25 protein-coding genes are annotated in these 25,048 nt (G+C 66.9%); 15 read left to right on the top strand and 10 right to left on the bottom strand.

Annotated elements, in window-relative coordinates:
- Positions 1 to 2 precede the first annotated feature (2 nt).
- Both N5D91_RS04620 and N5D91_RS04615 read right to left on the bottom strand, forming a co-directional pair.
- A complete protein-coding gene (locus N5D91_RS04620; protein WP_180846592.1) occupies positions 3 to 1,379 on the bottom strand; it encodes a YncE family protein in 1,377 nt (458 codons plus the stop codon).
- 122 nt (positions 1,380 to 1,501) lie between these two features.
- Positions 1,502 to 2,530 carry an alpha/beta hydrolase-fold protein gene (locus N5D91_RS04615; RefSeq protein WP_180854430.1) on the bottom strand — a complete coding sequence of 343 codons (1,029 nt, stop codon included), beginning with the start codon at positions 2,528 to 2,530 and terminating at the stop codon, positions 1,502 to 1,504.
- Positions 2,531 to 2,811: 281 nt separating this feature from the next.
- Between N5D91_RS04615 and N5D91_RS04610 the strand changes: the two genes are divergently transcribed.
- Entirely contained in the window at positions 2,812 to 3,186 is a 375-nt protein-coding gene (locus N5D91_RS04610; RefSeq protein WP_153855606.1) for a hypothetical protein, read from the top strand.
- A 73-nt stretch (positions 3,187 to 3,259) separates the two neighbouring features.
- On the opposite strand, the gene N5D91_RS04605 is transcribed toward N5D91_RS04610, so the two are convergent.
- The 5 genes from N5D91_RS04605 to N5D91_RS04585 form a co-directional block, all read right to left on the bottom strand.
- Positions 3,260 to 3,649: a DUF805 domain-containing protein gene (locus N5D91_RS04605; protein ID WP_180854431.1), complete on the bottom strand. Its 390-nt coding sequence runs from the start codon at positions 3,647 to 3,649 to the stop codon at positions 3,260 to 3,262.
- 190 nt (positions 3,650 to 3,839) lie between these two features.
- Positions 3,840 to 5,117 (bottom strand): replication-associated recombination protein A, encoded by a 1,278-nt coding sequence (locus N5D91_RS04600; protein WP_014037159.1) that lies wholly within the window; start codon positions 5,115 to 5,117, stop codon positions 3,840 to 3,842.
- Between the two features lie 225 nt (positions 5,118 to 5,342).
- Positions 5,343 to 5,981: an outer membrane lipoprotein chaperone LolA gene (lolA, locus tag N5D91_RS04595; RefSeq protein ID WP_049432212.1), complete on the bottom strand. Its 639-nt coding sequence runs from the start codon at positions 5,979 to 5,981 to the stop codon at positions 5,343 to 5,345.
- A gap of 111 nt (positions 5,982 to 6,092) precedes the next feature.
- Positions 6,093 to 8,036 (bottom strand): DUF3857 domain-containing protein, encoded by a 1,944-nt coding sequence (locus N5D91_RS04590; protein ID WP_180854432.1) that lies wholly within the window; start codon positions 8,034 to 8,036, stop codon positions 6,093 to 6,095.
- Between the two features lie 39 nt (positions 8,037 to 8,075).
- Positions 8,076 to 10,436 (bottom strand): DNA translocase FtsK, encoded by a 2,361-nt coding sequence (locus tag N5D91_RS04585; protein WP_032127351.1) that lies wholly within the window; start codon positions 10,434 to 10,436, stop codon positions 8,076 to 8,078.
- A 233-nt stretch (positions 10,437 to 10,669) separates the two neighbouring features.
- Between N5D91_RS04585 and trxB the strand changes: the two genes are divergently transcribed.
- Both trxB and N5D91_RS04575 read left to right on the top strand, forming a co-directional pair.
- Positions 10,670 to 11,641 carry a thioredoxin-disulfide reductase gene (trxB, locus tag N5D91_RS04580; protein WP_014037154.1) on the top strand — a complete coding sequence of 324 codons (972 nt, stop codon included), beginning with the start codon at positions 10,670 to 10,672 and terminating at the stop codon, positions 11,639 to 11,641.
- A 101-nt stretch (positions 11,642 to 11,742) separates the two neighbouring features.
- Entirely contained in the window at positions 11,743 to 12,867 is a 1,125-nt protein-coding gene (locus N5D91_RS04575; RefSeq protein ID WP_180854433.1) for a GNAT family N-acetyltransferase, read from the top strand.
- Positions 12,868 to 12,990: 123 nt separating this feature from the next.
- Here the strand turns inward: N5D91_RS04575 and N5D91_RS04570 are convergent, their stop codons facing one another.
- Positions 12,991 to 14,259: a hypothetical protein gene (locus N5D91_RS04570; protein ID WP_180854434.1), complete on the bottom strand. Its 1,269-nt coding sequence runs from the start codon at positions 14,257 to 14,259 to the stop codon at positions 12,991 to 12,993.
- 72 nt (positions 14,260 to 14,331) lie between these two features.
- Between N5D91_RS04570 and aat the strand changes: the two genes are divergently transcribed.
- The 4 genes from aat to N5D91_RS04550 all read left to right on the top strand — a co-directional run bounded on the left by aat (position 14,332) and on the right by N5D91_RS04550 (position 16,332).
- Positions 14,332 to 15,072, top strand: a complete 741-nt coding sequence (aat, locus tag N5D91_RS04565; RefSeq protein WP_110714313.1) for a leucyl/phenylalanyl-tRNA--protein transferase — start codon at positions 14,332 to 14,334, stop codon at positions 15,070 to 15,072.
- Between the two features lie 86 nt (positions 15,073 to 15,158).
- Positions 15,159 to 15,377 (top strand): translation initiation factor IF-1, encoded by a 219-nt coding sequence (infA, locus tag N5D91_RS04560; RefSeq protein ID WP_005409596.1) that lies wholly within the window; start codon positions 15,159 to 15,161, stop codon positions 15,375 to 15,377.
- Positions 15,378 to 15,547: 170 nt separating this feature from the next.
- Positions 15,548 to 15,820 carry a hypothetical protein gene (locus tag N5D91_RS04555; RefSeq protein ID WP_110712254.1) on the top strand — a complete coding sequence of 91 codons (273 nt, stop codon included), beginning with the start codon at positions 15,548 to 15,550 and terminating at the stop codon, positions 15,818 to 15,820.
- A 128-nt stretch (positions 15,821 to 15,948) separates the two neighbouring features.
- A complete protein-coding gene (locus N5D91_RS04550; protein WP_180854435.1) occupies positions 15,949 to 16,332 on the top strand; it encodes a hypothetical protein in 384 nt (127 codons plus the stop codon).
- A 75-nt stretch (positions 16,333 to 16,407) separates the two neighbouring features.
- Here N5D91_RS04550 and clpA read toward each other — a convergent pair whose 3' ends face one another.
- Entirely contained in the window at positions 16,408 to 18,693 is a 2,286-nt protein-coding gene (gene clpA / locus N5D91_RS04545; protein ID WP_110712252.1) for an ATP-dependent Clp protease ATP-binding subunit ClpA, read from the bottom strand.
- A 138-nt stretch (positions 18,694 to 18,831) separates the two neighbouring features.
- On the opposite strand from clpA, the gene N5D91_RS04540 reads away from it, so the two are divergent.
- Complete coding sequence (locus N5D91_RS04540) at positions 18,832 to 19,644, top strand: APH(6) family putative aminoglycoside O-phosphotransferase (protein ID WP_180854436.1); 813 nt, start codon at positions 18,832 to 18,834, stop codon at positions 19,642 to 19,644.
- Between the two features lie 131 nt (positions 19,645 to 19,775).
- On the opposite strand, the gene clpS is transcribed toward N5D91_RS04540, so the two are convergent.
- Entirely contained in the window at positions 19,776 to 20,102 is a 327-nt protein-coding gene (gene clpS / locus N5D91_RS04535) for an ATP-dependent Clp protease adapter ClpS (protein ID WP_006444529.1), read from the bottom strand.
- Between the two features lie 112 nt (positions 20,103 to 20,214).
- Here clpS and N5D91_RS04530 point away from each other — a divergent pair, with 112 nt between their 5' ends.
- From N5D91_RS04530 to N5D91_RS04500, 7 genes are all read left to right on the top strand, one after another.
- A complete protein-coding gene (locus tag N5D91_RS04530) occupies positions 20,215 to 20,685 on the top strand; it encodes a hypothetical protein (RefSeq protein WP_180854437.1) in 471 nt (156 codons plus the stop codon).
- 1 nt (position 20,686) lies between these two features.
- A complete protein-coding gene (locus tag N5D91_RS04525) occupies positions 20,687 to 21,148 on the top strand; it encodes an NUDIX hydrolase (protein WP_110712249.1) in 462 nt (153 codons plus the stop codon).
- Positions 21,145 to 22,287 (top strand): tRNA 2-thiouridine(34) synthase MnmA, encoded by a 1,143-nt coding sequence (mnmA, locus tag N5D91_RS04520; RefSeq protein ID WP_010485863.1) that lies wholly within the window; start codon positions 21,145 to 21,147, stop codon positions 22,285 to 22,287. Before N5D91_RS04525 ends, mnmA begins: the two co-directional genes overlap by 4 nt.
- Positions 22,284 to 22,898 carry a high frequency lysogenization protein HflD gene (gene hflD / locus N5D91_RS04515; RefSeq protein WP_097049047.1) on the top strand — a complete coding sequence of 205 codons (615 nt, stop codon included), beginning with the start codon at positions 22,284 to 22,286 and terminating at the stop codon, positions 22,896 to 22,898. Before mnmA ends, hflD begins: the two co-directional genes overlap by 4 nt.
- 220 nt (positions 22,899 to 23,118) lie before the next feature.
- Positions 23,119 to 24,309 (top strand): methyl-accepting chemotaxis protein, encoded by a 1,191-nt coding sequence (locus tag N5D91_RS04510; RefSeq protein ID WP_010485867.1) that lies wholly within the window; start codon positions 23,119 to 23,121, stop codon positions 24,307 to 24,309.
- Positions 24,310 to 24,407: 98 nt separating this feature from the next.
- Positions 24,408 to 24,626, top strand: a complete 219-nt coding sequence (locus tag N5D91_RS04505; protein WP_110712247.1) for a hypothetical protein — start codon at positions 24,408 to 24,410, stop codon at positions 24,624 to 24,626.
- 33 nt (positions 24,627 to 24,659) lie between these two features.
- Positions 24,660 to 24,965 (top strand): hypothetical protein, encoded by a 306-nt coding sequence (locus N5D91_RS04500; protein ID WP_110712246.1) that lies wholly within the window; start codon positions 24,660 to 24,662, stop codon positions 24,963 to 24,965.
- Positions 24,966 to 25,048 lie beyond the last annotated feature (83 nt).

Below are 25,048 nucleotides of genomic sequence, written 5' to 3'. Positions count from 1 at the left end.
ACTTACTGCTTCGGGGTGATGCGGGTGATGCGGTCACCCTTCGGATCTTCAGCACCGCGCGACTTGTTCACCGCGAACACGTTGCCCTTGCCGTCGGCGCGGACATGGTTCGGCAGCGTGCCGCCGTCGAGGTTGGCGACCACCTTGCCTTCACCATTCACCACGGTGACCGTGCCAGCGCCACGGTTGCTGACATAGGCCAGGCCGGAGGCATCATCGAAGGCGACGTTCAGCGCACCGGCGCCAACCGGCACGTCATGCAGCACCTTGCCGGCCGCCACATCGACGATCAGCAGGTTGTCGGTGCCCTGCGAGGCCACGTACAGGCGGTTGCGCGCTGCGTCGAAGGCCACGCCCGAGGCACTGATCGAGTTGCCCAGGTCGATGACCTTCTCGACCTTGCCGCTGGCCACGTCGATCACTGCCGCTTCCGGGGTGCCGATGCTGACGGTGAACAGCTTGCCGCCTTTCTCGTCCAGCACCAGGCTCATCGGGGTGAACTTGCCGTCGTCCACGCCGGACTCCAGCGTCACCGCCGGCAGCTCCTTGAGGGTCTTGGCGTCGAACACCGACAGATGGTCCTCGCCCGTGGCCGAGGCGAACACCTTGCCGTGGGTGCCATCAACCACTACGTCGCGCGCGTGCGGCACGGCATCGACCGGGAACTGGTGGACCAGCGACAGATCCTTCTGGCGGTAGACCGCGATGGAGTTCTGGCGGGTATTGGTGACCCAGACATTGCCATTGGTGTCATCCACGCCCACGCCGTAGACCGCGTACACCGCACCATTGGTGCTGCCCGGCACCTGCGCCGGGGTGATCGCCTTGGTCACCTTCAGCGACTTCGGGTCCAGCTTCAGCAGCTGCGACTGGGTCACCGGCGGGCGGCCCACGGCCGAGGTCACGAATACCGCGTTGCTGGCGGCGCTGTAGGCGGACTGATACAGGCCCGGCACCAGCTTGTTGGACTGGGTGGCGAACTGCGCCTGGCCGGACAGCGGCAGTTGCGGCGAGACGCGCAGCTTCAGCACGGTGGCTGCAGCCGGCTGGCTGGCGCGCACCACCACCGGGTGGGTGCCCGGCACCGCGTCGGCCGGAATGCTCAGCTGGGTCTTGAAGTTGCCATCGGCATCGACCACCAGCGGCTGCGTGTTGAGCACGCTGTCGCCACGCAACAGGCTGACTTTCTGGCCCGGCACGAAACCGCGACCGACCACGTCGGCAGTGCTGCCGGGAACCACGTTCTCACCGCGTGAGACGACCTCACCCCTGAAGGTGGCGTTGGCCGGCTGATCGAACACCGGCTGCGCGGTGGCGGTCACCGCCAGCAACAGGCCGGCGGCGAGGGAAGTGAGACGGAAAGACGGACGGAACGACATGGAAGGCTCCTTGCACACGTAGGCCGCGCCACGTGGCGCGGGATTCATCGGTTGCCTGGGCCGCTGCACGTCGGCAGCCTCGCCTGGGTAGTGGGGTCGCACGGCATCGCGTGCGAAGGGATTCATTCGGCGCCGTTGTCACCACCGTTGGGCGCGCCATCGCTGGCGCTGCGGTCAGTGACGCCGTACAACTCATGCAGCGCGGCATGGAACGAAGCCGGCAGCATCGGGCCGTGGCCGAGGCCGTCGAACTCACGGTACTGCACGCGCATGCCCGGCACCTTGGCCAACCGTTCGGACAGCTGCATCGCCGCATCCGGGGTTGCGCCACCGATGCGGCGCAGGTGTGCGACCACGCGCGGATTGTTCATGTCGCGCTTGCCGCGATCACCGACACGCTCGGCGCCGCCCAGCATCAGCCAGAGCGTTGCTGGCTGGCCATGCACGTTCTGCACGAACTGCTGTTCCGGATCACCCAGGGCTGCGCCCTGGCTCCACCACAGCGACGGACTGGCGGCCAGATAGGACTGGAAGGCGGCGGGACGGGTGTACAACGCATTGAGCACGAACAACCCGCCCAGCGAGTGACCCCACAGCGCTTGCTGCTGCGTATCGATGCGTGCGCGACGCTCGACTTCCGGCTTGATGCGGCGTTCGATCACATCCAGGAAGGCTGCGGCGCCACCGCCGACCGCCTGTGTCGTACCGCTCTCGTCATCGGCACGGTCGATCCACGCGGTGTAGTCGCGGGTGCGTGCCTTGGAATCGATGCGCAGGTCGTTGTCGTAGCCGATCAGGACCAGCACCGGCGGTGCCTTGCGTGCGGCCAGCTCGGCCAACAGCGGCTGGTCCAGCACCATCGCCACCGCATTGCCGTCCAGCGCGTACAGCACCGGCAACGGCGTCTTGCCGGCCTTGGCCGGGATCGCCAGGTTCACCCGCCAGCGGCGCTGCTGGTCCGGGCTGTCCACCACGAAATGCTCAAAGCGATAGCTGGCCGCGGGCTCGTCGAGCACGGTGTGGCCGATCTTCTGCAGCGGATTGCGCTGCTGTGCATGGGCGTACGGGGTGGCCAGGAGCAGACCCATCATCAAGGCGGCCAGGCCGCGGGCCAACCGGCCCCGGCGCGAAGGCAGGACGAAATGCTTCATCAGCGGCGGCAGAAGCGGCCCACGGCCGCCGGTTCACAAGGGACCGCAGTCTACCTCAAACGCGAATGATTATCACATCGATCGAACGTCACGCTGTGTATCACGCGCGCGATGACCTGGTTGCGCCGGGCCCGGCATTTCCCCTATTTTGCCGGCCACCGGGGCATTGGATCGCCCCGCTTACAGCGCAGCCAGGGAAGGCGGGCAGCCTGCCGCCGACCAGGCCGCGTTCATCCGCGCCATGACTGCCATGGGATTGGATCCCATGATTGCGAGAACCCTTGAAGCACACCGCACTGATCGCCCTTACCCTCGGCCTGCTCGCCCCACTGGCCGCGCACGCCGCGCAGGATCTACCGTCGCTCTACCAGGCCTTTGAAGAGGCCGGCAATTCGACGTTGAGCATGGACCAACTCAACCAGACGGTGACGTTCACCGCCGTGGCACTGGGCGTTTCCAGCAACCTGGCGGGCGAACCGCTGATCGAGGCCGGCGACGACCAGGGCAATGTCCTGGCCCGGCTGACCACAGACGACGAACAGCAGGCGGCCAAGCTGGGCGCACTGGAAGAAGGCGCGACCTTCACCGCCAGCTGCACGTTGCAGTTCAGCTCGGGCACGGACTACCTGTCCTTCGGCGATTGCGCCATCAAGTAAAGACGAAGCCGGCGAGACGCCGGCTTCTTTTCTTTGCCTCTGTAGAGTCGAGCCATGCTCGACTCCCGCAGCCTCACGGCCCCGCGGGCACCGGACCGTACACGTTCTCCTGCGGCGTGCCCGGCACCAGCGAGAAGATCATGATCACAATGCCACCGCCCGGCACCAGCGCCAGCAGGAACAGCCAGCCCGACTGATTGCAGTCATGCAGGCGGCGTACGGTCACGGCAATCAGCGGCACGATCGTGGCCAGCCACATCACGCCCAGCAGTACCACCATGCCGATCAGAATGCCGGCCAGCGCATCGGGGCTGTTGCGCAGGAGGATCGCCAGCACACCGGCGAGCAGCATCACCGCGGCTGCGACCAGGAACAGGAACAGCTGGTACATCCAGTACTCGCGGCGGTTGGCGCGGCCCTCAAACTGGGCGTAGCGCCTCAACGGCAGAATCATTTCCTGCACGGCATCGATCCTTGAAAGAGAAGCCGCGGAGTGTGCCAAATGCAGGCGCACAGGACAATGTGGCGACGAACCATGCTCGACTGCCATTGCCCCCCCGTAGAGCCGAGCCATGCTCGGCTGCTGCTCCAGAAGGCACCCGTAACCCGCGCAAGAGCGAAGTCGAGCATGGCTCGACTCTGCAAGAGCTGGGTCAGCGGCCCTTTGCCGCCCTTGCCGCCTCGCGCTCGGCGCGCAGCCGATCCAGCTTTTCCTTCAGCTTGATTTCCAGGCCGCGCGGCACCGGGTTGTAATACACGCGTTCGCCCATCGCATCCGGGAAACCGGTCTGGTCCAGTGCGATGCCGCCTTCGGCGTCATGGTCGTACTGGTATTCGGCGCCGTAGCCCAGCTCCTTCATCAGCTTGGTCGGCGCATTGCGCAGGTGCAGCGGCACCTCTTCGGTACCACTCTCGCGCACGTCGGCCTTGGCCTGGTTGAAGGCGGCATAGCCGGCATTCGACTTCGCCGTACTGGCCAGGTACAGCACCAACTGAGCGAACGCGAGTTCGCCTTCCGGACTGCCCAGCCGCTCGTAGATGTCCCAGGCCTCCAGCGCCATGCTCTGCGCACGCGGATCGGCCAGGCCGATGTCCTCGATCGCCATGCGAGTCAGCCGGCGCGCCAGGTAGGACGGATCGCAGCCGCCATCGAGCATGCGGGTCAGCCAGTACAGCGCGGCATCCGGGTTGGAACTGCGTACCGACTTGTGCAGCGCCGAGATCTGGTCGTAGAACTGCTCGCCGCCCTTGTCGAAGCGACGGGTGCGGTCGGCCAGCACCTGGGTCAGGGTCTGCGGGGTGATGCGACCACCCTCCCCGCCCGCCAGCTCGGCAGCGATTTCCAACAGGGTCAGCGCACGGCGCACGTCGCCGTCGGCGGCGGTCGCGATTTCCAGCAGCAGTTCGGGGGCGACCTCGATGCCCTCCTCGCCCAGGCCGCGCTCGCGGTCACCCAGCGCACGCTCCAGCGCCTCAACGATGTCTGTGGGCGAAACGCCCTCCAGCACATGCACGCGGCAGCGCGACAGCAGTGCGGAATTCAGTTCGAAGGACGGGTTCTCGGTGGTGGCGCCGACGAACAGGATGGTGCCGCGCTCGATGTGCGGCAGGAACGCATCCTGCTGCGCCTTGTTGAAGCGATGCACCTCATCCACGAACAGCACGGTGCGGCGGCCTTCGGCGAACCGTTGCGCCGCCTCGGCCAGCACCTGGCGCACTTCCGGCAGGCCGGACAGCACGGCGGAGATCGCACGGAACTCGGCGTCGGAATATTCGGCCAGCAGCAGTGCCAGCGTGGTCTTGCCGCAGCCCGGCGGCCCCCACAGGATCATCGAATGCACGCGACCGGACTCGACCGCGCGGCGCAGCGCGCTGTCCGGCGCCAGCAGGCGCTTCTGCCCGACCATCTCGTCGAGGGTGCGTGGGCGCATGCGCTCGGCCAGCGGGCGCAGATGTTCCCGATCAACGCTCAGCAGATCGGGGCCGGGGAAGGAAGTTGAACGATGTCTTGCCACCCGCTCATTGTACCGCGAGAGCGTGCCCACCAAGGTTGGCAGCCACCACGGCGGCCGGGCCATGATCGGTAGTGCCGGCCGCTGGCCGGCAGCCCAAAAGCGTGTCAACCAAGGTTGACACCCACCAAGGCACAGGCCGGATCAGTTACCGATGACGTCGGTGCCCTTCGGCGGGGTAAAGCTGAAGGTGCCGGCAGCAAAGCCCGGGTTGCGCTTCCAGCCGCTGAAGCTGATCACGGTGCGCTGGCCGACGGCGTCGGTGATCTCCATCTTGGCCAGGCCCTGGGCGTTGAAGCCCAGCGCGGCGTACTGGAAGCTGGCTTCGGTCTCACGCTTCGGCGACAGCGACAGCCACTGCAGGCCATCGCGCTGCGCGGCCTCTTCGCTGACGTCGTACTGCTGCTCCAGCAGCGCCGGGTTGATCAGCGCGGTCAGTGGGCTGTTCTGCTCTTCCTTGCCCTGCTCGCGAACAGTGGCCTGCTCCAGGTCCGGCTCGTACATCCAGACCTTCTTGCCGTCGGCCACGATCAGCTGCTCGTGCGGGCGCACGTACTCCCAGCGGAACAGGCGCGGCGCGGACAAGGCCACGCGGCCGCTGGTCGATTCCTTCACTTTGCCGCGGCTGTCGAACACCTGCTGGTTGAACTGGCCATCCAGGCCCTTCAGGCCACTGGTGAAGGTCTTCAGGTCATCGCGGGCGCCAGCCCAGGCGCTGCCGGCGGCGGCGCAGGCCACGGCCAGGGTGGTGGTGGCAAGGAAACGGCGGAAGCGGAAGTTCATGCGGGAATCCTGTGGGCGCGCGCGCCAGGAAAGGTGATTGCCAGTGTGCCCGGACAAAGATGAATGGGCGATCAGGGCGACATTATGCCGCCCCGAACGTCCATCGGCGATTCAGCCACCCGAGCCGGGCAGCTTGCCGTACAGCACCTGCCCACGGAAGCCGCGCCGCACTTCGCGGTACAGCGCGCGGAACGCCGGATAGTCCTGCGGCTGGCACAGCGCCTCTGGTCCACGCACCGCGTTCTGCTGCAACCGGTGATGCACGATCACGTCCTGGCCATCGCGGCTCCAGTCCACCCGGTACTCGCCGGCGGCGTTGGCAAAACGCTGGCTGGCCGGGATGGCGATGATCGGCGCATTGGCCGGGAACTGCAGGCGATAGGTTTCCTCGCGCAGGCTGGCATTGCAGTAGAACGGCGTCTCGTTGGCCGGCGCCGAGGCGGTGGCGTACAGGCCACGCACCGATTCGCCACCCGGCGGATCCGGTACGGCCATGCCGCCGGCCACGCTGAAGTCGGCGTAGTCCTCGGCCTGGAAGGCCATGCGATAGCCGAACGGCCGGGTCAGGTCGACCGGCACGCCCTGGATCTGCAGCTGCCCTCGCCCATCGAAACCGGACGCGGCCATGATCTGCTCTTCAGCGCGCGCACGGTTCTGTGCGTTGAGCTGGGAGAACTGGGCGCGCATGCCGATCTCGGCGTTCTCGCCCAGCTTCGGAATCGTCTCGCCGCGCAGGTTGCCGTTGGCGTCGAAGGTGAAGCGCACTTCCATGGACGTGGCATTGCGCTGCGGCGTATTGGCCGGGGTGCGTGCCAGCGTGGCGTCGCGTGTACGCATCACCGGCGCACCGAGGTCGCCTTCCGGCAACTGGCCGAAGCGCGCCCAGGCCGTGGTCGAATCCAGGTACAGATCGAACTCGGGAATGTAGGTGATGGCGTGGTTGAAGCGACCCAGCACCGGAATCTTCGGCAGTGTCGGGCCGCCACCGGCACCGATCAGCACCGGTGAGCTGGCGATGCCCTTGGCCGCCAGCAGCGCCTCCAGGATCGTCACATGGTCCTTGCAGTCACCGTAGTGGTTGTCGAGGATGCTCTGCGCGCTGTTGGGCTCCAGGCCGCCATTGCCCAGGTACACGGCCACGTAGCGGATGTTCTGCGCCACCCAGCGGTACAGCGCATCGGCTTGTTCGCGGCGGTCGCTGATGCCGACGGTGATCTCATCGGCCAGCGCCTGCAGTTCCGGCGTGACCTGAGCCGCCGGGCCAGCCTTGAGCTGGTAGGCGCGACCCATCTGCGACCAGTCACGATAGGTGCTGGCCATGATGTTGGGGCCGAACTCCCAGCCCGCCGCCGACCAGTTCTGTGCCGGCATGGCTTCGCGCCGCTGGTAGCGCCAGCGCCACTGCGCCTGGCCGTTCTTCACCGTCGGGCGATCGCTGCCCTGCACGCCGCGGCTGTCGACGAACATCGGCAGGTTGGCTGGCGCACTCAGGGTGACCTCGGCGTCCTCGTACTCGGTGAACACATTGAAGGTCTCCCACAGGCCGAAATAGCCCGGGAAGTACGGCGTGGCCTGGGTGCGGCGCACCTGGTAGTACAGGCGCGTGCCCGGCGCCAGGTTCGGGAATACGATCACCCGCACCTTGCGGTCGGCATACATCGCCGCCGAGGCGCTGGAATAACTCTCCTGGGTGTAGATGCGGTCGGCCGGCACGTCGCGGCGCTGGCCGTCGGCGGTGATGGTGTAGGCGCCGAGCACGTCCAGCGTCTCCATCTTCTCGCTGTAGCTCAGCCGCACCTGGCTGAACTGCTCGACGGAGGCCTTGGTCTTGAGCAGGACTTCGTAGGTTTCGGTCTGCACATTGCCCGCATCCGGCCGCACCTGGTAGTCGGCGCGGTAACGGACAATGCTGAAATTATTGCTGGCTTCGGTATCGCCGCTGGTGGAAGGCGGCGCCGTGGCGGGCGCGGAGGTGGCGGTGTCTGCCTGTGCCGGGCCGGCAGCCATCAGGGCTGCCAGCGCCAGTGCCAGCGCGCTTGGTACGGGGTGAAGCATGCGTCGGTTCCTTGGACGTCGTGGGGGATACGTCGGGTCTTACTTCGGCGGCGGCGGTGCCAGCACCGTGCGGTCGCCGTTGTGCTCGGGCGGACTGACCACGCCGGCCGCTTCCATGGCCTCGATCAGTCGCGCTGCACGGTTGTAGCCGATCTTCAGCCGGCGCTGAACGCCGGAAATCGAGGCACGGCGGGTCTCGGTGACCACCCGCAGCGCTTCGTCATACAACGGGTCGGACTCATCGCCGGCAGAGCTGTTCTCGGGCAGGCCAGTGGCACCGACGACCACGCCGTCGCCCATCGTCTGCACTTCGTCCAGCACGCCGTCGACATAATCGGCCGGGCCCATCGCCTTGAGGTGTTCGACCACGCGGTGCACTTCCTCGTCGGAGACGAAGGCGCCGTGCACGCGCTCGGGCATGGCGGTGCCCGGCGGCAGATACAGCATGTCGCCGTGGCCGAGCAGGGTTTCCGCGCCGGACTGATCGAGGATGGTGCGCGAGTCGATCTTGGAGCTGACCTGGAAGGCGATGCGGGTCGGGATGTTGGCCTTGATCAGGCCGGTGATCACGTCCACCGACGGGCGCTGCGTGGCCAGGATCAGGTGGATGCCGGCCGCACGCGCCTTCTGTGCCAGGCGCGCGATCAGCTCTTCCACCTTCTTGCCGACGATCATCATCATGTCGGCGAATTCGTCGATGAAGATGACGATGAACGGCAGCGTCTCCAGCGGACGCGGCGCCTCGCCCAGTTCCGGGTTCGGCTTGAACAGCGGGTCCATCAGCGGCTGGCCGGCGTCCTGGGCTTCCTTCACCTTCTTGTTGAAGCCCGCCAGGTTGCGCACGCCCACCGCGCTCATCAGCTTGTAGCGGCGCTCCATCTCGGCCACGCACCAGCGCAGGCCGTTGGCGGCCTCCTTCATGTCGGTGACCACCGGCGCCAGCAGGTGCGGGATGCCCTGGTAGACGCTCAGTTCGAGCATCTTCGGGTCGATCATCAGCATCCGCAGGTCTTTCGGCGAGGCCTTGAACAGCAGGCTCAGCACCATCGCGTTGACCGCCACCGACTTGCCCGAACCGGTGGTACCGGCCACCAGCAGGTGCGGCATGCGCGCCAGGTCGGCCACGGTCGAGCGCCCGGCAATGTCCTTGCCCAGCGCCAGGGTCAGCACGCTGGCCGACTTGTCGTATTCCTTCGAGCGCAGCAGCTCGGACAGGTAGATCATCTCGCGGGTGACGTTGGGGATTTCCAGGCCGATCACCGACTTGCCCGGAATCACGTCGACCACGCGCACCGACTTCACCGACAGGCCGCGCGCGATGTCCTTGTCCAGCGAACTGATCTGGCTGACCTTGATGCCCGGCGCAGGCTCGATCTCGAAGCGGGTGATGACCGGACCCGGGTTGGCACCGACCACCTGAGCGTCGATGCGGAAGTCCTTCAGCTTGAACTCGATCTGCCGCGACAGCGCGTCCAGGGTTTCCTTGTCGTAGCCCACCGGCTGCGGCTTGGGGTCGTCCAGCAGGGCCAGCGGCGGCAGGTCCGAGCCGTCGCCGTTGACGCCCCGGAACATTGGGATCTGCGTGTCGCGCTTGGCCCGGTCACTCTTCTCGATCACCGGCTCCGGGCGTGGCTCGATCTTCACCGGCTCGCGCTTGGCGCGCACCTCGGCATCGGCCTTGCGTACCTCCTGGCGTTCCTCGCGCATCACCCGGGTCTGCTGCCACTCGGTGACTTCTTCCTTCTTGCGCGCCAGCAACGGCGCCAGCGACATCACGCCGCGGCCGATCTTCTCCATCACCGTGAACCAGGACAGCCCGGTGGCGAGGGTGATCGAGGCCAGCAGCAGCACCAGCACGAACAGGTTCGCGCCCAGCGCACCGAAGCCCACCGTGAGCGAATTGCCGACCAGCTTGCCGAGGATGCCGCCGGCACTGGAGACATCGCCACTGAACAGGCGCACATGCAGGAAGCCGGTGCCGGCGATCAGGAAACCGACCAGGCCAACCAGGCGCAGCGCCGGGTCCAGATCGTTCTCGCCCTTGCTCTCGCGCTTGAGGCCGAACATGGCGATCCACGCCAGCGCGCCCAGCACCACCGGCAACAGGAAGGCGATGTAGCCGAACAGCTGCAGCAGCACGTCGGCGATCCAGGCGCCAGCGCGGCCGCCGAGGTTGTGCACCGGCGCGACCACGCTGCCGGTGTGCGACCAGCCCGGGTCGGTCGCTGAATAGGTGAACAGACTGGCCGCCAGGTACAGCAGCGCCGGCGCGATGGCGATCAGGCCAAGGTCGCGCCAGAGGCGTTGGCGGCGTGGATTGTCGGTCGTCGCCGCCGCGGCCGTGCGACGTGACGCCTTGCTGTCGTCGGACTTGGAGCGTTCGGGGACCTGCTTCGCCACCTTAGACCATACCTTTGGAATGCGCTGTTAGTGATTGATAATAAATGAGACGGCGTCAGTTTTCAGTTATGCGACGTCCGACGGGGCAATCAGAGGGCCGGAACCACTGCTGGATGACGGCGTTCTGTTCATCGGCTTGAATCACCCTGCCCCAGCCGCCACTCTATGACCAGCCACGGATGCTGCGCAAACATCGCCAGCGCCTTGTCCCATCTAACTTTTCGCGAGTCTACATGAGCACCAGCCTGCCCTCCCGCCACCAGCGCCTCGTCATCCTCGGTTCCGGCCCGGCCGGTTGGACCGCCGCCGTCTACGCCGCCCGCGCCAACCTGAAGCCGGTCGTCATCACCGGCCTGCAGCAGGGCGGCCAGCTGATGACCACCACCGAGGTGGACAACTGGCCGGGCGACGCCCACGGCCTGATGGGCCCGGACCTGATGGCGCGCATGCAGGCCCATGCCGAGCGCTTCGAGACCGAGGTCATCTTCGACCACATCCACACCGCCGATGTGTCGCAGCGCCCGTTCAAGCTGATCGGCGACAGCCACGAGTACACCTGCGATGCCCTGATCATCGCCACCGGCGCCACCGCCAAGTACCTGGGCATCCCGACCGAGGACGAGTTCAAGGGCCGCGGCGTGTCTGCCTGCGCCACCTGTGACGGCTTCTTCTACCGCGACCAGGACGTGGTCGTGGTCGGCGGCGGCAACACCGCCGTGGAAGAGGCGCTGTACCTGTCCAACATCGCCCGCAAGGTCTACCTGGTCCACCGCCGCGACACGCTGAAGGCGGAAAAGATCATGCAGGACAAGCTGTTCAAGAAGGTGGCCGAAGGCAAGATCGAGACCGTCTGGCACCACCAGGTGGAAGAAGTGCTGGGCAATGATGCCGGCGTGACCGGCGTGCGCGTGAAGTCCACCCTGGACGGCAGCACCCGCGACATCGACGCCCACGGCTTCTTCGTGGCCATCGGCCACCACCCGAACACCACCCTGTTCGACGGCCAGCTGGCGATGAACAACGGCTACCTGGAAATCCGCTCGGGCCTGGGCGGCAACGCCACCCAGACCTCGGTGGAAGGCGTGTTCGCCGCCGGCGACGTGGCCGACCAGCATTACCGCCAGGCGATCACCTCGGCCGGTTTCGGCTGCATGGCCGCACTGGACGCCGAGCGCTACCTGGACGCACAGGGCAAGGCCAGCTGAGTCGCTGACCGCACCGTGCAGCGTCGAGCCATGCTCGACCCAGGCAAAAGGCCGACGCCAACGCGTCGGCCTTTCTGTTTCATCTGCCCTATCCTTCGCCCATGCCTTACCCCCGCTTCCTCGACTCCCTGCAGTCCATTGCCGCCACCGACTGGGACGCCCTGCACGACGGCCGCAACCCCTTCGTCAGCCACGCCTTCCTCTCGGGCCTGGAACAGCATGGTTGCCTGCGCGAGGACTGGGGCTGGCAGCCCCGGCACTTCACCCTATGGGAAGGCGAGCATCTGGTCGGCGCCATTCCGGGCTACCTGAAGACCAACTCGCACGGCGAGTTCGTGTTCGACCACGCCTGGGCCAACGCCTATGCCCGCCACGGCCGCGACTACTACCCGAAATGGCTGGGCGCGGTGCCGTACTCCCCGGTCACCGGCCCGCGCCTGCTGGCCCGTCATGATTCAGAGCGCGCCGCATTGCTGTCGGCGTTGCGTGACGCATTGCCGGCACTGGGCGTGTCGTCGGCCCACATCAACTTCCATACCGCCGGCGACGAGGCGCTGTTCGCCGATGACTGGCTGCTGCGCGAGGATGTGCAGTTCCAGTGGCAGAACCCGGGTGACTGGGCCACGTTCGAGCAGTTCCTCGGCGCGATGGACCACAAGCACCGCAAGAACATCCGCCAGGAACGCGCCAAGGTCACCCGCCAGGGCATCACCTTCCGCGTGGTGCACGGCGACGAAGCCAGCCGCGCCGACCTGCAGGCGATGTACCGCTTCTACCTGCAGACCTTCCTCGAGTACGGCAATGCCCCAGCGCTGACCGAGACCTTCCTGCGCCATCTGGCGATAACCCTGGGGCGCGGGCTGGTGCTGTTCCTGGCCGAACAGGACGGCGAGCCGATTGCCGGCGCCCTCTGCCTGCGCGGCGGCGACACGCTGTACGGCCGCTACTGGGGCGGCGCCACCCTGCCCGGCCTGCACTTCGAAGCCTGCTACTACCAGGGTATCGAGTACTGCCTGCGCGAAGGACTGAGCCGATTCGAACCCGGCGCACAGGGCGAGCACAAGCTTGCACGCGGCTTCCTGCCCACGCTGGTGCGCAGCCGGCACTGGGTGGCCGATACGGACTTCGCGGAAGCGCTGCAGGAGTGGTGCCGGCAGGAGCGGCGCGATGTGCGTCGTTACCAGCAGGCATTGCAGGGGCATGGGCCGTTCCGCGTAGAGCCGTAGAGTCGAGCTTGCTCGACTGGCGCGGTGCCGAAAAGCGTGCCAACCAAGGTTGGCACCTACCAGGGCAATGAGGCGTGCCAACCAAGGCTGGCACCTACCAGGGCGATGGCGAGGGCGCTGTGCTCAGGTGCACTGCCAGAAGTGCCCGCTCACCTGGCACTTCGAACACCAGAACGTGTAGAGCATGCCGCCACTGCCCCAGAGCAGCGCGCCCCCACCGGTGGTCGGCAGTGTCGAATCCAGCTGCATCACGAAGGGCATCTCCTCGCCGCAATCGATGCACGCCGGGTACCACGCACTCTGCACCCAGCTTGGTGCGCCACCCACGCGCGACAGGTTCTGCCGATGATTGGACTGGCCCCAGTCCTGTTGTTGCCAGCGCGCGCTTTCGAGCGCCACCAGGCCCACCTCGGCCCGCATCAGGTCGCCACTGTCGGTGGGCGTACTCGGCACCTCGCGGTGCTGGCTGGGATGGCAGGCGGGCAGACCGTCGGCATCGTGGCGATAGAAACGCACGGGCGGGTCTTCCCAGCCGCAGCAGTCCAGGCACAGCCCCAGCGTGATCTCGCCCGACGCGCCCGGCTGCAGCGCGGCAGCATCGGTCCGCAGCAGGCGCTGCAGCGGCGCATGGCAGCTGCCACACAGCGCTTCCAGTGGTCCTCCCATGTGCCCGGCGTGATGCACCTGCCCACCATTCCAGGTCGGGTGCAGGCGCCAGATGCGCTTGCGCCAGCTCGGCTCGTCCGCCTGCTGCGCGCGATGCTGTTCGCGGCCGAAGCGGAAGTGCAATGGCCGCTCGCCATGCAGGCGACGCGGCTGCGGACCTTCGGCGACGCCGGCCCAGTGCGCCCAGACCTCGGCATCCAACCGCCCCCAGTCGACCAGGTAGCCGCGAGCAATGGCGTAGGTCTCGGGCTGGGCGGCGAGCAGCAGCGCCCTGGCCCGCGCCATTTCGCGATCGTCATCGGCTTCGGCCAGGATCTGCGCCCAATGCGCGGCCGTCGCGCTGGGCAGGCCCTGCCAGACCTGCGCGGCCAACTGCACCTCATCCTCACCGGCGACCGCCAGCAATGCCTCCCAATCGTCCTGCAGCACCTGCGGCGCCTGATAGCTGGCGAACTCCATCACGCTCGTCAACACGTCACCGCGCTCGCCCGCGCGATAGCGGCGCCACGCGTCGGCCGCGACCGCGGGCACCGCGCCATCCGGCAGCAGGTCCAGTGCCATGTCGAGGAAGGCCGAGCTCGGCGAAGGCCGCGCCAGCGCCTGCAGCATCAACTCTCCCAGCCGACGCGGCTGTTCAGTGGCCAGCGACAGCAGCATGCCTTGGCTGTCGTTGCGCGTGCGCGGGGCGTCATGCAGGTCGAGGATGGCGCTGATCGAGTCACTCATTCGGAGGCTCCTTGCCGGTGAACAGTGATGGTGCCAGACATCATGAATCACCACGACGAATACAATGGCCCCATGACCCGCCAGCTGCCCTGGCGCCTGGCCGACGCGCCGGACGCCCCCTTCCCGCCGGCCGAGACCGCCCTGCGCCAGCCCGATGGCCTGCTTGCGGTGGGCGGCGACCTGCATCCGGTGCGCCTGCTCAACGCCTATGCCGGCGGCATCTTCCCGTGGTTCAGCGAGGGCGAGCCGATCCTGTGGTGGTCGCCGGACCCACGCATGGTGTTCCGCACCGATGGCGTGCACCTGTCCAGCCGCTTCCGCCGCCAGTTGCGCAGCAGCACGTGGGAGGTCACCGCCGACACCGCCTTCAGTCGTGTGATGCGCGCCTGCGCCGCGGCGCCGCGGCCCGGCCAGGACGGTACGTGGATCAGCCCGGCGATGGTCGAGGCTTACAGCCAGCTGCACGACCTGGGGTTTGCCCACTCCTTCGAGGTCTGGGATCGGCAGACATTGGTCGGCGGCATCTACGGCGTCGCGATCGGCGCCATGTTCTTCGGCGAGAGCATGTTCAGTGGCGCCAGTGGCGGCTCCAAGATCGCCCTGGCCGCGCTGGCAGCCACCCTGCGTGGCTGGGGCTGGGAACTGATCGATGCCCAGGTGGAGAATCCGCACCTGCTGCGGATGGGCGCCGAGCACCTGCCGCGCGCGGACTTTCTGGAGCACGTCCGTCAGGCCGTACACCGTGACGGCCGTGAAGGTCCCTGGACCCAGGCGGTAGGACGCTTGCCAGCACGGCGTTTGGCCGGGGGTTAACACAAACTTTGCAAGCCGGGCCCATCACGCGTAAAATACCGCGCCTTAGGCCCAGCGTGGCCGTTTTCTGAACCGCACAGGACTACATGTCGAAAGACGATTCCATCGAGTTCGAGGGCACCGTCAGCGAGACGCTGCCGAACACCACTTTCCGCGTTCGCCTGGAAAATGGGCACGAAATCATCGCCCACATCTCCGGCCGCATGCGCAAGAACTACATCCGCATCCTCACCGGTGACCGGGTCAAGGTTGAAATGACCCCGTACGACCTGACCAAGGGTCGTATCACCTACCGCATGAAGTAAGCGGTCGGCGCCTGGCGCCACTTCGACAGGGCCGGCCTTGCTGCTGGCCCTTGTCGTGCGCGGAAGAAAATTCCAGGCTTCACCCGCAACGCATATTCGTCGTTGTCTGAAATCCAGCGTCGCGCCGGATGGCTAGACTCAACACGTTCTTCACACTGGGCGTTGCGCGCATGACCTATCTGATCGTACTGGACCCGCAGTCCGTCACCAGCCGCTGCTATGCCAGCAAGGGACCGGATGGCACCTGGTTCGGTCAACCCTGCCTGGTCTGCACCAGCATGGACGCATCGCACCCGCTGTACCTGGCCGTGCAGCGTGAGATCCCGCATCTGGGTGGCACCCTCAAGCAACGCCTGCACATTCCGCACGAGGCGGTCGCTTTCGTCATCGAGGATGGCGGCGACCAGGGGCGACAGCAGGGATTCCGTTCGATCGCGGCCTGACGCCGCCAAAGGTCATCGTGACCGAACTCACCGTGGCGTCGGTCAGCCCCGCTTGAGGCAGATTCGCATTTGCAGCGACAGCGGCATCGTGGGATCCGATCCAGTCCGGATCGCCACCCCACCCGATCATGAACGCCCTGCTCCCGCACGTCCTGCTGCCGGCAGTTCTGCTGGTCAGCCTCCCCCTGTCGGCGCCCGCCGCCGAACTCGCCAGACCCTCCACCGCGGCCGAGTGCATCGCCCTCGGCACCAGCCGCGACATCCGCCCCTCCAGCACGGAACGCGAAGTGCTGCTGCGCGACGGCAACAACCACTATCGGGTCCACCTGCAGAAGCGCTGCCTCGGCGCCGCCGCCTCGGCCAGGTACGTCTTCTTTACACCCGGCACGCCCGAGCAGATCTGTGGCGATGCTCGCAGCACGCTGCAGACCGACAGCAACCACTGCACCGCGACCCGGATCGAACCGGTCGATGCGGCAACCTTCAAGCGCCTGGCCCAGCAGGGACGTTGAAGGGCGGATACGCAACAAGGGCGGCCGAAGCCGCCCTTGTTTTCCAACCGCACCCGGCATCGATCCGGTGCTGCCTTACTCCACCGTCACCGGCAGCAGCCGCTCCGGCTCGGCCTGGGTCTCGACCACCAGCTCGTCGTCGCGGACATCGATGCTGACCTTGCCACCGTTGACCAGCTTGCCGAACAGCAGCTCGTCGGCCAGCGGACGCTTGATCTTGTCCTGGATCACCCGGGCCATCGGGCGCGCACCCATCAGCGGGTCGAAGCCGTGGTGGGCCAGCCAGTCGCGCGCGGTCGGCGTGGCCGACAGGCTGACGTGCTTGTCCTGCAGCAGCATCTCCAGTTCGATCAGGAACTTGTCGACCACGCGCAGGATGTGCTCGAAGCCCAGCGCTTGGAACTGCACCACCGCGTCGAGGCGGTTGCGGAATTCCGGGGTGAAGCTGCGGCGGATGGTCTCCATCGCGTCGGTGGCATGGTCCTGCTTGGTGAAGCCGATCGAGCGCCGCGAGGCCTGCGCCGCACCGGCATTGGTGGTCATCACCAGCACCACGTTCTTGAAGTTGGCTTCACGACCGTTGGTATCGGTCAGCACGCCGCGGTCCATCACCTGCAACAGGATGTTGAAGATGTCCGGGTGCGCCTTTTCGATTTCGTCCAGCAGCAGCACGCAGTGCGGCGTCTTGACGATCTTCTCGGTCAGCAGGCCGCCCTGGTCGAAGCCGACGTAGCCCGGAGGCGCACCGATCAGGCGGCTGATCGAATGTGGCTCCATGTACTCGGACATGTCGAAGCGGACCAGCTCGATGCCCAGCTGCAGCGCCAGCTGCTTGGTCACCTCGGTCTTGCCGACACCGGTCGGACCGGCGAACAGGAAGTTGCCGATCGGCTTTTCCGGATTGCCCAGGCCGGAGCGCGCCAGCTTGATCGCCGAGGACAGGGTCTCGATGGCCGGGTCCTGGCCGAAGATCACCATCTTCAGGTTACGCTCCAGATGCTGCAGTACATCCTTGTCGGTGGCGCTGACCTGCTTGGTGGGGATGCGCGCCATCTTGGCGACGATCGCCTCCACTTCCTCGACGTCGATCAGCTCCTTGCGCTGGCCTTCCGGCAGCAGGCGCTGGCGGGCGCCCGCCTCGTCGATCACGTCGATGGCCTTGTCCGGCAGCAGGCGGTCGCCGATGTGCTTCACCGACAGGTCCACCGCCGCCTGCAGCGCCTCGTCGGAATAGGTCACGCCGTGGTGCAGCTCGTACTTGGACTTCAGCCCCTGCAGGATCTCGTAGGTCTCGCCGACGGTCGGCTCGACGATGTCGATCTTCTGGAAGCGGCGGGCCAGCGCCCGGTCCTTCTCGAAGATGCCACGGTATTCCTGGAAGGTGGTCGAGCCGATGCAGCGCAGCTCGCCGGAGGCCAGCGCCGGCTTGATCAGGTTGGACGCATCCATGGTGCCACCCGACGCCGAACCGGCACCGATGATGGTGTGGATCTCGTCGATGAACAGCACCGCATTGGGCACCTTCTTCAGCGCGGTCAGCACGCTCTTCAGGCGCTTCTCGAAGTCGCCACGGTACTTGGTGCCAGCCACCAGCGCGCCCAGGTCGAGCGAATAGATCACCGCGTCGGCCAGCACGTCGGGCACCGAGCCCTCGACGATGCGGCGGGCCAGGCCTTCGGCAATTGCGGTCTTGCCCACGCCGGCCTCACCCACGTACAGCGGGTTGTTCTTGCGGCGGCGGCACAGGACCTGGATGGTGCGCTCGATCTCGTCGGCACGGCCGACCAGCGGGTCAATGCGACCGGCCCGGGCCTGTTCGTTGAGATTGCTGGCGAACTCGGTCAGGGCATCGCCCTTCGGCTCACCCTCCCCGCCTTCCATGCGGCTCTCGCCCTCGGAGGAAGAGGACGGCTGCTCGCCCTCCTCGCCCAGCTTGGCGATGCCGTGGGACAGGTAATTGACCACATCCAGCCGGGTCACATCCTGCTGGTTGAGGTAATAGACGGCGTGCGAGTCCTTTTCGCCGAAGATGGCGACCAGCACGTTGGCGCCGGTGACCTCCTTCTTGCCCGAGGACTGCACGTGGTACACGGCCCGCTGCAGCACGCGCTGGAAGCCCAGGGTCGGCTGGGTATCGCGGCCGTCATCTTCGGCCAGGCGGGACACGGAGGCCTCGATGGCCTGCTCCAGCTCCTGGCGCAAGCGTTCGGTGTCAGCACCGCAAGCCTTCAGTACGGCCTGGGCGGACGGGTTGTCGAGCAGTGCCAACAGCAGGTGTTCGACCGTCATGAACTCATGCCGGGCCTCACGGGCGCGCTTGTAGCACTGGCCGATGGTGTGTTCGAGGTCTTTGCTGAACATGGATTACTCCGGCGGCAGATGGGGACAATATGCGGCCTGACTACGCGTTTTCCATCACCCTAGCGGATTGCTGCGTTCAGATGGCGTTAGCGGTACAGATTGCTTGATCTTCATTCACTCCAAGACAGCCCGCCCAGCATGAGCGAACCCTACCTGAGCCGCTGGCGATTGCGGCGTGATGGCGCGGCCATCGAGACGCCCCATGCCCAGCTCTGGCCGGTGCTGACCGCCGCCGGCGAAACGGCGATGCTGAAGGTCAGCAGCGAAACCGAGGAGCAGAACAGCCATCGCCTGCTGCGCTGGTGGGACGGTGACGGCGCCGCCCGCCTGCTGGCCCACGAGGGGCCGGCGATCCTGATCGAGCGGGCCCACGGCGACTCGCTGCGGCAAGGCTCGATCGATGGCGACGATGACGCCTGCACCACGATCCTGTGCCAGGTCCTGCAGCGGCTGCACCGGCCACGGAGCGCGCCGCCAGACGACCTGGTCTGCCTGCGTACATGGTTCGTCGACCTGCTGCAGCCAAGGGCGGCGCTGCCGCCACTGCTGGAACAGTGCAGATCACTGGCGGAGGGACTGCTGCAGCAGGAACAGGAGATCCGACCGCTGCACGGCGACCTGCATCACGACAATGTGCTGGATTTCGGCGCGCGGGGCTGGCTGGCGATCGACCCGAAGCGGCTGCTGGGCGACCGCGCGTTCGATTACACGACGCTGTTCAGCAACCCGGACCTGTGCGGACCGGGCATCCACGTCGCGACACGGCCCGAGCGGTTTGCCGCGCGGCTGGAGCGGGTCAGCGCACTGGCGGGGCTGGAGCGCACGCGCCTGCTGCGCTGGATTGCGGCCAGCATGGCACTGTCTGCGGTGTGGTTCCGGGATGACGGTGACCCGGCCGAGGTCGACGAGGCGGTGGCGCGAATGGCGCTGGAGGCGTTGGCGGAGGGGTGATCCGCGCCTGGCAGGCGCCCATGCTGGTGGGCAAGCGCGCCCGGACAGGCCTCATGCCCTGGTAGGTGCCCACCTTGGTGGGCACGCTCCTGCGGGCCGGGCCGATACGCCCGGACGAGAACCGGCAGCGGTCAGGCCTTTTCCATCGTGCACAGCAGCGGGTGCTGGTTCATCCGCGAGTACTCGTTGACCTGGGCGACCTTGGTCTCGGCCACTTCGCGGGTGAACACCCCGCACACGCCGCGGCCACGGGTATGGACGTGCAGCATCACCTGCGTGGCCTTGTCCAGGTCCATGCTGAAGAACTGCTGCAGCACGTCCACCACGAAATCCATCGGGGTGTAGTCGTCGTTGAGCAGCATCACCTGGTAGAACGGCGGCGGCGCCACTTCCGGGCGCGCGGGTTCTACGGCAACGCCGTGCTCGTGATGGGAATCGGGGGAAGACTCATGGGGCATCTGCCCATTATAGAGGCTCGGGCGAACCTGCGTCGGCCTGCCGCAGATTGGACGGCACGCACGGCCACCGTCACAATTGCACCTTCTCTCAGTACTGTTTCACAGGATCTTCATGAAAAGGACCCTTCTCTCCACCCTGCTGATCGCCCTGGCCGCCACCGGTTCCGCTGCCGCAGCGGACGCCGACAAGGCCGTGGCCCGCCACCTGGACAAGCTGGGCTACACCTACGAAGTCGACGAGGACGGCGACTACCGCATGGTCTTCGACGTCGAGGGTGATCGCACCCAGATGGTCTACGTGCGTTCGTCGGTGGAGGATTTCGGCAACCACAACATCCGCGAGATCTGGTCGCCGGCTTACAGCTCCAAGACCAAGCAGTTCCCGGTGGCCGTGGCCAACCGCCTGCTGGAAGATTCGCAGGACGCCAAGATGGGCGGCTGGGTAAAGCAGGACACCACCGCCATGTTCGTGGTGAAGATCGACGCCGATGCCACTGCCGACCAGCTCAGCGACGCCATCGATGCGGCCATCCGCACCGCCGACGCGATGGAGCTCGAACTGACCAAAAAGGACGAGTTCTGAGTTGAACGCCACGCCGGACCCGCGCTGGGCACCGCACGCCACCGTCGCCACGGTGGTGATCGACGGCGGCCGCGTGCTGCTGGTCGAGGAGACCATCGACGGCCGCCAGGTGCTGAACCAGCCGGCCGGCCATCTCGAGCCGGGCGAAAGCCTGGCCGAGGCGGCCCTGCGCGAGACCCGCGAGGAAACCGGCTGGACCGTGCAGCTGACCCATTTCATCGGCTGCTACCAGTGGACCGCCGACGACGGCACCGCCTTCCTGCGCTTCTGCTACGCGGCGCGCCCGGTCTCGCACGATCCGGCGCAGCCGCTGGACACCGGCATCGATCGCGCGCTGTGGCTGACCCCGGCCGAACTGCAGGCTGCCGGCGAGCGCCAGCGTAGCCCGCTGGTCTGGCAGGTGGTGGCTGATTTCCTGGGTGGCCAGCGCCATCCGCTTTCACTGGTCCGGGAGGTCGCATGAGCACTCCGCGCGTGATGGTGGGCGTCTCCGGTGGCGTCGATTCCTCGGTCGCCGCCTGGCGGCTGGTGCAGCAGGGCGAGGCCGTGGCCGGCCTGTTCATGCAGAACTGGGCCGACGACGGCAGCGGCGATTGCCGCGCCGAGGACGACCGCCGCGATGCGGTGGCCGTGTGCGGCCTGCTCGGCATCCCGTTCCACTTCCGCGATTTCTCCAGCGAGTACTGGCAGGGCGTATTCGAGCATTTCCTGGCCGAGTACGCGGCCGGCCGCACCCCGAACCCGGACGTGCTGTGCAACCGCGAAGTGAAGTTCAAGCACTTCCTGGATGCCGCCCGCGAGCTGGGCGCCGAGCGCATCGCCACCGGCCACTACGCGCGGGTGACCCAGCGCGGCCACCAGTGGCTGCTGCTGCGTGGTGCCGACCGCTCCAAGGACCAGAGCTACTTCCTGCACCAGTTGGGTCAGGAGCAGCTGGCGGCCACCCTGTTCCCGATCGGCGACCTGGAAAAGACCGACCTGCGCCGGATCGCGCGTGACGTCAGCCTGCCGACCCACGCCAAGAAGGACTCCACCGGCATCTGCTTCATCGGTGAGCGCGACTTCCGCGAGTTCCTCGGCCGTTACCTGCCGGCCAAACCGGGCCAGATCCTCGACCCGGCCGACGGCAGCGTGATTGCTGAGCATCCGGGCGTGTTCTATTTCACCCTGGGCCAGCGCGAGGGCCTGAACATCGGCGGCGTGCGTGGCCGCCCTGCGGCGCCGTGGTACGTGGTCGGCAAGGATGTGGCCAGCAACGTGCTGTACGTCGACCAGGACCGCGACAGCAAGTGGATGCTGTCCGACCGCCTGCGCTCGGAGACCGCGCACTGGATTGCCGGCGCACCGCCGGCACGGCGCTTCGAGTGCACCGCGCAGACCCGCTACCGCCAGCCTGACGAGCCGTGTACGGTCGAGGTGCTGGACGATGGCAGCGTGCTGGTCACCTTTGCGCGCCCGCAGCGCGCCGTTACTCCCGGTCAATCACTGGTGCTGTATGACGGTGATGTGTGCCTGGGTGGCGCGGTGATCGCCGCCACCGATGCGCCGCTGGAACAGCGCCTGCGCACCACCCCTTCCCCTTTTGAGGTAATCGCTGCATGAGTTTCACTGTCGACGACCGCGTCCTGGCTTTGGCCGGCATTGCCCAGGCCCTGCAGCAGGTACGCCGCATCGCCGATACCGGCCATTCCGACGCCGCTGCCGTGCGCACCGCCGTGGACAGTGTGTTCCGCGTCGACGCGTCTTCGCCGCAGGAGGTGTTCGGTGACCGCCATGCATTGAAGGCTGGGCTGCGCCTGCTGCACAACTACTTCCGCAGCCAGGGCCAGGACCCGATCCTGCCCAAGCTGGCCCTGTCGGTGCTGCAGCTGGAGCGCCGCTTCGTGCAGGACGGCGCCACCGTGAACAAGGTCGCCTCGGGCATCGAACGCGCCCAGCGCCAGGCCCTTGAGCTCGGCGACAGCGGCCACCCGGACGTGCTGGCCAACCTGGGTGGCCTTTACGCCGACACCATCAGCCACCTTAAGCCGCGGGTGATGGTGCAGGGCAACCCGCATTACCTGGGCCAGGCCGGCGTGGTCGCCGAGATCCGCGCCCTGCTGCTGGCCGCGGTGCGTTCGGCGGTGCTGTGGCGCCAGCTGGGCGGCAGCTACTGGGACTTCCTGTTCAGCCGCAAGGCGATGATCGAGGCCGTGGACCGGCAGCTGGCCTAAGCCCGATGGGGTCAGAGCCCTTTTCCATGGAAAAGGGATCCGACCCCGCCTGCCGCCAACCCGGGGTCGGATCCCTGTCCGGCACGGAAAGGGCCCTGCCCCCGAACAGGCCGGCAGCGCCGGAAAACCGGCGCATTCAGAATGCACTTCGAGGCACATCGACGTTAAAGAGAAAGGGGGTACGGCCGATACATCCTCCGTGCACCTCCCGAGAACGTCCATGTACTCACGCATTTTCATCCGTCTGGCCGCCCCCCTGGCTCTGACCCTGCTGCTCCCCTTCGCCATCGGTTTCGAATGGCCGGCCGCCCTGCGCTGGGCGATCCTGACCACGATGACGCTGAGCTGGCTTGGCTTTGCGTGGTGGACCACCCGCGCCCAGGCGCACCGTTCCCCGGAACATGCCCGCGTCCTGCGTGAGCAGGACCAGCTGCTGACCGAACTGCGCAACTTCGTCGGCAACGAGATCGACGGTTCGCGTGGCGAAGTGGAACGCGCCCGCGACCTGATCCGCCAGGCGGTCTCCAGCCTGGGCGGCAGCTTCGATGCCATGAACCGCAAGTCGCGCCAGCAGAGCCAGGCCCTGTCGCGCATCGTCGATCGCGCCGGTGATGAAGGCAATGCCGGCCTCGACGTTGCCCGTTTCGCCCAGCACGCCAGCCACCGCATGGAACAGCTGGTAGAAGCACTGGAACAGGTGAGCGGCCAGAGCAGCACCACCGTGCAGCACATCGACCAGATGGCGCAGCACCTGGATGGCATCTTCGCGCTGCTGGAAGACGTCAAGTCGATCGCCGACCAGACCAACCTGCTGGCACTCAACGCTGCCATCGAAGCCGCGCGTGCCGGTGAAGCCGGTCGAGGCTTCGCGGTGGTGGCCGACGAAGTGCGCAACCTGTCCGAGCGCTCGACCACGTTCAACGAGCAGATCCGCAAGCTGGCGCACAGCTCCAAGGACGCCATCGCCAAGGTGCGCGAGACGGTCTCGCACATGGCCTCGCGTGACATGGACCGCTCCCGCGAAGCGCGTCAGGAAGCGGCGGCCATGCTCGACAACGTCGCGCAGATCAATGCCTCGCTGGGCGATGGCATGCGCGAAGTGTCCGAGTGCGCCCGTTCGATCGATGGCAGCGTGGCCGAGGCCGTACGCGCCCTGCAGTTCGAAGACATCGCCACCCAGGCGCTGGGCGGCGTGCACACCCACCTGGACCGCCTGACTGCGATCAACCGTGAAGCGGTTGCCCTGCAGGAGCTGCTGCACCGCAATGGCGGCGTGTTCGACGAAGAGATCGCCACCGCACTGCAGCGCACCGGCAGCCGCCTGCGCGAACTGCGCAGCGAATGGGAACGCCCGCCGCACAAGCCGGTTGCCCAGCAGAGCATGGGCGCTGGTACCGTCGAGCTGTTCTGATCCTGATGTCCGCTGCCGCCGCCGGCAGCCCGCAAGGCCCCGGTCATACCGGGGCCTTTGCCTGTGACCCGCCGTTGGATGCATCCTGTACACGCACCATGACCCTGATCCGCGCCCTGCCCTCCCTCACCGACACCGAGCGCCCGCGCAACGCGAGCGTGCGTGAGCAGCTGCAACAGCTGGAAGAGGTGGCACGTGAGGAGATCCGCGAACTGCAGCAGCTGGCCGATGCGCGGCCTGGCCCGTCTCGCGCGGATGAGGCGCTGCTGGGACTGGCGTGGGACCTGGGGCTGGATGGGGAAGCGCTGAAACGATAACGGCGCGATGACACAACCTTCGAACAGGCAAACATGATCGACCCCGTGGCCCCGGACGTCCTGCGTGCCTCCCTGCGACGAGCACTTCTGGGCCAGACCCCGGCACAGCTGCTCCAGGCGTCGATCGAGGCAGACGCCGGCATGCAACTTGTCCGGGTACGCTTCGAGTTCGAAGGCCAGCCGTCGGAAGAAGCATGGGAATCCTGCTCATGCGCAGCGACGGAAGTGATTTCCGACTTTCCGGCGCCCTGGACGATCGACGAGGCCTATCTGGCCCGCTCCCTTGCTACTGGACTGTTCCCGCTTGCCTGGGTGGCCTACCTGCGCCCAGGCAACTGACGTTTCGGCTATCCAGGTTCCGACAACTGCCGATCCAGCCCACGCCTGGATGAGGCGCCCGGCATGGCATGATCCACCGATCC

Source organism: Stenotrophomonas sp. GD03794 (assembly GCF_029842145.1).
GTDB classification, from domain to species: domain Bacteria; phylum Pseudomonadota; class Gammaproteobacteria; order Xanthomonadales; family Xanthomonadaceae; genus Stenotrophomonas; species Stenotrophomonas riyadhensis.
The sequence above is the reverse complement of the archived record's forward strand: the minus strand, read 5'-3'. Positions and strand labels throughout refer to the sequence as shown.